Raw genomic sequence first — 5,382 nt, 5'->3', positions numbered from 1 at the left:
AACGCGATAAATAGGTAATTAAGTTTAATCTGTTTCATGGGATTTATTGTTATATAGTTATTTGAAATGAAATTCTGTATGAACGCCCGGGCATAGGATAGCTTTGCACTACCACGTAGCTTTTGTTGAATAGGTTATTTACTTCTGCCGAAAGCATTATCGGGCAATGATTAAATACGCCTTTATAAACTATTGACGTATCGCTAATAGCATACGATGGCATATAATCGGCAGGCTGGTTATCGTTATCATAGTATCGTGACGAAGAAAAAATCTGGTTATAATAAATACCTAAGGCCCCTCTATTGATACCAGCGTTTAAGGCGACCGTATTTTGGGGGATGTAAGGCAATTGATTAAGGTAGGTTGAGGATGTAGGGTCCGTTATATTAAGTGCTCGCTGATAGGAATAATTAACTGATAAGGATAACTTATATATTGCCGAAAGCTTAGCTTGTGTTTTTAAACCAACATCCAATCCTTTAATATCAACTTTACCAAAGTTTTGGGTAGAGCCATTGTATAAGCTTGGTATAAATACAATTTTGTTGAGTACGTTATTGTAATAAGCATCTGTAGTAAATGCAACATAATCAAGCAGACCAGTCAAGCTTTTAGTATATGATATACCTAAATCATATTGGTTAGTATATTCCGGTTTTAAGGTTGTATTGGGCGAAAAACCATAATACAGTTCATTAAACGTAGGTACACGGAATATATATTTATAAAAGCCCCTTACCTGGAAGTTTTTATCATCAAATGGCTTTATGGTAGCCATAACCGTTGGCGAAAAGATATTTCGGTTTGGTACCGTTGTACCTGTTCTAACTGTTTCGCTGATATTAGTATTGAGCAAGCTTCCCTGTAAGGTCAAATCGCCTAATATTAAATTGGTTGCCAGTACATTTAATAGTGTTACACGCGTTGGGAAACGGAAATTGGGTATATCTGCATCCATATTATTTACCGACAAATCTGTAGCATAAGAAACCTCCCAATTCGGCATAAAATGATAAGCTATAGCACCCGACTGATAAAACTCGCGTTGGTTATAATGCTGGTCAAGTATACCTGACGAACTTGGAAACTGCGGGTCGAAATAATGCAGGTTATTTTGCGAGAATTTTGAATTGATCAATAAATGCAATCCGGTTTTCCAGATATGCTCATATCCTGCCTGTACAAACAAATCACGGTTCCATAAACGCTGGCCCAATGGCGGCGGCGTATAAAGTATAACCGCGCCAGGTAAACCACGATCTGAATTGTAATAGTTAATATGCAGATTAAATTTATTGCTGTCGGTTTTGTTCCAGTATAAGGCACCATCAATTTGCTGTGCGGCTATGTCCGACCCGGAGCGGGTTTGTTGGGAAATAGTAGCGCCATTATCAATTAAATATTTATAACGGCCATTGGCATTTTCTGTATAGCTATTAACAATAAATGACCAGTTATTACTTAAACGCTGTTGCCATTGCAGATAAGGGTTTACCAATCCAAAGCTACCTGTTTTAATACCGGCTGTAATTAAATATGGTTTAGCGGCATTTAATTGTGGTTTTATAGTTTCGATAGATAACACACTGGCCGAGGCAAATGCCCTTGCTGTTTGAAGAATATCAGGCGGCTGACCGTTATATAAGGTAATAGCCTGTACATTATTTAAGTTTAGTTTACCCAGGTCAACCTGGCCGTTCTCGGCATCGTTTATTTGCACACCGTCATACAATATCGAAGTATGATTAGCTCCAAGTCCCCGAACAGATACTGTTTTTAATCCGCCAATACCGCCATAATCTTTAATAATAACGCCCGAGAAATCGCGGATAGCATCAGCAACATTAAAAGCATTGTATTTAATAAATTCATTGGCCGAAATTGTTTGTGATGGAACAATAACCTGCAGTTTAGGTACAGTTGATGAATTTACAGTAACTTCTTTTAATTTTTGGGCTGTGTCAATTTGCGCAAAAAGATGGGTTGATGAAATAAAAAGCAGCAACACGATCAAGCATCCCGGCAGGTGCCGTAAACGATCGAAAATGTATAATACTGTTTTTTTCATGCCGATGTAAGTAAAACTTACAGCAAACAGGAACAGATTATTGGAATGAAAACACACCGATATAAAGAGAGCATCTCACATCCAAGCTTCAATCCCCGAAAGCTGTGAATAATATAGTACTCTGGCAGGTCTTCTGACTTACTCCCCTTTCGTCCTGTCTTCCCAATTCACTTTACAGTGAATAGTGACTAATTGAATAGACTACGGTTATGGAGCTTACAGCTGCGGGACAGTTACAGATTTACACTGTATTCCCTTTTAATTCTTAATGATTGTTATCATTAAGAAACCTAAAGCATTACAAAAGTAGAATAAGTATTTAATAACGCAAATTATCCATGTATATTTAAACTAATGAAATATTACTACACCTTACTCCTGCTTATACTAAGCCTGTGCGTGTCGGCACAACAGATTGATACCATTTCTTTAAAGAATATGCTCGTAGCGCATCCTGAATTGTTTGCCGGCATATTAAAACATCCCACGCAAAACGAGGTACAAATATTGTACACGCAGATAGATCGGGATAAAAATAACGTCCCGCATTTTACTTCATATAGTTATCGCCTCGATGCCAAGCATTATTTTTACCCGGCCAGCACAGTTAAGCTACCTACTGCCATATTCGCGCTGGAGAAAATTAATGAGCTGAAAAATCGCGGTATTAAAAGAGCTACCACCATGCATACCGATAGCAGCTTTACGGGCCAAAGTAAAATACTTGCAGATACATCAGCGCCAAATGGCCAACCGTCAATAGAAAATTATATAAAAAAAATACTTTTGGTAAGCGATAATTACGCTTATAACCGGCTTTATGAATTTGTGGGCCGTGAAGAGATCAACAAAAAACTAAAAAAATACAATTTAAGCAACACCCGTATAATTGGTAGATTGGCCGTTGGAGATGGCGGCGAAAGTGCCAAACATACAAACCCTATTATATTTATAACAGGCGATAAAATTATTACCCAACCTGAACAATACGACAGTAATGACTACTCTATGCACCTGGATAATATGGTGCAAGGCAAAGGGTACCTGGACCGGAACGACAAACTGGTTATGCAACCATTTAGTTTTGCCAATCTTAATGTTTATACCATTGCCGATCAGCAAATGGTTTTAAAGCGTTTGCTCTTCCCCGAGATTTTTCCAAAAAAACAGCGCTTTAATTTAACCGCTGATGATTATAATTTCATCTATCATTATATGAGCATGTTCCCTACCGAAAGTAAAAAACCCACCTATAATAGGCCGGAGTATTTCCCGGCTTACTGTAAGTTTTTGTTTTATGGTGGCGATAGCACGGCAGTAATTAATCCTGACATCCGGATATTTAATAAGCCCGGCGATTCGTATGGCTATGATATTGATAATACTTACATTGTCGACTTTAAAAATAAGGTCGAGTTTATGCTGACAGCCGTAGTTCAATCAAACGAAGACGGTATATATAATGATAATCAGTACGAGTATGCAACTGTTTGTCTGCCCTTCCTCAAAAATTTGGGACAGATGATCTATCAATATGAGTTAACCCGATCCAAAAAACATCTTCCTGATCTGTCAAAATTCAAGTTTACTTACCCATGATAGTAGTCCATTTTAAATAAATTAAAACCTCAGGGCCTGAATGCTGTTTATTTGATATAGATTAAATATTATGGCAGTCATAGCAATACACCCCATTAAAAGGAATACAACTTCTGAACAAGAAGATATAAATTTAAACTGGCCCGAGCGGTACATCTCTATCGCGGCAGGTGTAAAACTTGCTTTATCCGGATTGGGTAATTTATTTTCAAGCCCATTTACCAGTATTTTAAAATTAGGCGCGGGCGGATATTTATTAAATCGCGGCGTTAGCGGGCATTGCGCTATTTACTCAAGGATAGGAAAAAATACACAGGAACCGGTTAATATTAATATCCGGTCGGCTTTTACTATTAACAAGCCACGCCAGGAAGTTTATAATTTTTGGCGCAAACTGGATAACCTTCCTTTATTTATGAACCATTTGGAAAGCGTGGAACTATTGGATAACGAGCGCTCACACTGGGTGCTTAAATTACCTACCGGAGTTGGTACCGTAAGCTGGGACGCGAGCATAGTAAAAGATAAACCCGGCGAAGTAATTGGCTGGAGTTCATTACCCGATTCAATAATTGATAATGCCGGCAAAGTATATTTTAGGGACGCGCCTGACGGCAAAGGTACTTTGGTTGATGTAGTAATAACTTACCAGCCACCTGCAGGCGGCGTTGGTGCAAGCATAGCGCATATATTAAACCCTTTCTTTAAAAACATAGTTGATAATGATGTGCGCAATTTTAAGCAGTACATGGATATTGATACCTCTTTAAAACCGGTTATAGCCCACAATGGGAAAAGTCATAAGCCGACAACACATAAATCGGCTTCAAATTAAACTTCGCAATAATTGTAAAACAGGAAAGCCCCGCTATTTGCAGGGCTTTCCTATTTTGTTTAAATCCACGTTTATCACTATACTTAGTAAGAGTTCTTCATGAATTAATAAGATCAGTTAAAGGACTAATATAAGTAGAAAAAAATCAACTTTCGGAAGAATGGCTAAATTTATTGGTCAAAAAAAAGACCCGCATGGGCGGGTCTTTTAAATATCTGTAAAATACGACTATTTTACTGCGTCAACTATCGCTTTAAATGCATCCGGATGATTCATTGCTAAATCAGCCAATACTTTACGATTTAAACCAATCTCTTTTGCAGTTAATTTACCCATTAACTGAGAGTAAGAAATTCCGTGTTGACGGGCACCAGCGTTGATACGTTGGATCCATAAAGCTCTGAATTCTCTTTTCTTGGTTTTACGGTCGCGGTAAGCGTATTGTAAACCTTTTTCTACTGTGTTTTTAGCAACGGTATAAACCTTGCTTCTTGAACCCCAATAACCTTTGGCGAGGTTCATGATCCTTTTTCTGCGTCTTCTCGACGCTACGGCGTTAACTGAACGTGGCATTTCTTTTGATTTTTGGTAGTGAGTGTTTCGTTTAAACGAAAACTTAAGACTCTAATACCTGGTTAAAAATTAATTAATTACTTCCCGATACAAAGCATACGTTTAACGTTACCCATATCAGCATTAGAAACTAAACTAGTGTGAGTTAGGTTACGCTTACGTTTTGTTGACATCTTTGTTAAGATGTGGCTTTTGTATGCGTTCTTTCTTGCAATTTTACCGGTTCCAGTAAGCTTAAAACGCTTTTTTGCACTGGAATTGGTTTTCATTTTTGGCATATCCGTTATTTATTTGTGTTAGTTAT

The 5,382-nt window shown here is 37.8% G+C and carries 5 protein-coding genes and 1 riboswitch; of the genes, 2 read left to right on the top strand and 3 right to left on the bottom strand.

What is annotated here, in order from left to right:
• Positions 1–49: 49 nt before the first annotated feature.
• Entirely contained in the window at positions 50–2,071 is a 2,022-nt protein-coding gene (locus JWR23_RS15165; RefSeq protein ID WP_299517054.1) for a TonB-dependent siderophore receptor, read from the bottom strand.
• Between the two features lie 105 nt (positions 2,072–2,176).
• Positions 2,177–2,380: riboswitch (cobalamin riboswitch) on the bottom strand.
• A gap of 45 nt (positions 2,381–2,425) precedes the next feature.
• On the opposite strand from JWR23_RS15165, the gene JWR23_RS15160 reads away from it, so the two are divergent.
• Positions 2,426–3,670, top strand: a complete 1,245-nt coding sequence (locus JWR23_RS15160; RefSeq protein ID WP_299517053.1) for a serine hydrolase — start codon at positions 2,426–2,428, stop codon at positions 3,668–3,670.
• A gap of 70 nt (positions 3,671–3,740) precedes the next feature.
• On the top strand, positions 3,741–4,505 hold the full coding sequence (locus JWR23_RS15155; protein WP_299517052.1) for an SRPBCC family protein: 765 nt from the start codon (positions 3,741–3,743) through the stop codon (positions 4,503–4,505).
• Positions 4,506–4,733: 228 nt separating this feature from the next.
• Here JWR23_RS15155 and rplT read toward each other — a convergent pair whose 3' ends face one another.
• Positions 4,734–5,078: a 50S ribosomal protein L20 gene (gene rplT, locus JWR23_RS15150; RefSeq protein WP_299498606.1), complete on the bottom strand. Its 345-nt coding sequence runs from the start codon at positions 5,076–5,078 to the stop codon at positions 4,734–4,736.
• A gap of 77 nt (positions 5,079–5,155) precedes the next feature.
• Positions 5,156–5,356, bottom strand: coding sequence for a 50S ribosomal protein L35 (gene rpmI, locus JWR23_RS15145; protein WP_158996148.1), 201 nt, complete (start codon positions 5,354–5,356; stop codon positions 5,156–5,158).
• Positions 5,357–5,382: the final 26 nt, after the last annotated feature.

The organism is Mucilaginibacter sp. (genome assembly GCF_028288205.1).
Lineage (GTDB): Bacteria > Bacteroidota > Bacteroidia > Sphingobacteriales > Sphingobacteriaceae > Mucilaginibacter.
The sequence above is the reverse complement of the archived record's forward strand: the minus strand, read 5'-3'. Positions and strand labels throughout refer to the sequence as shown.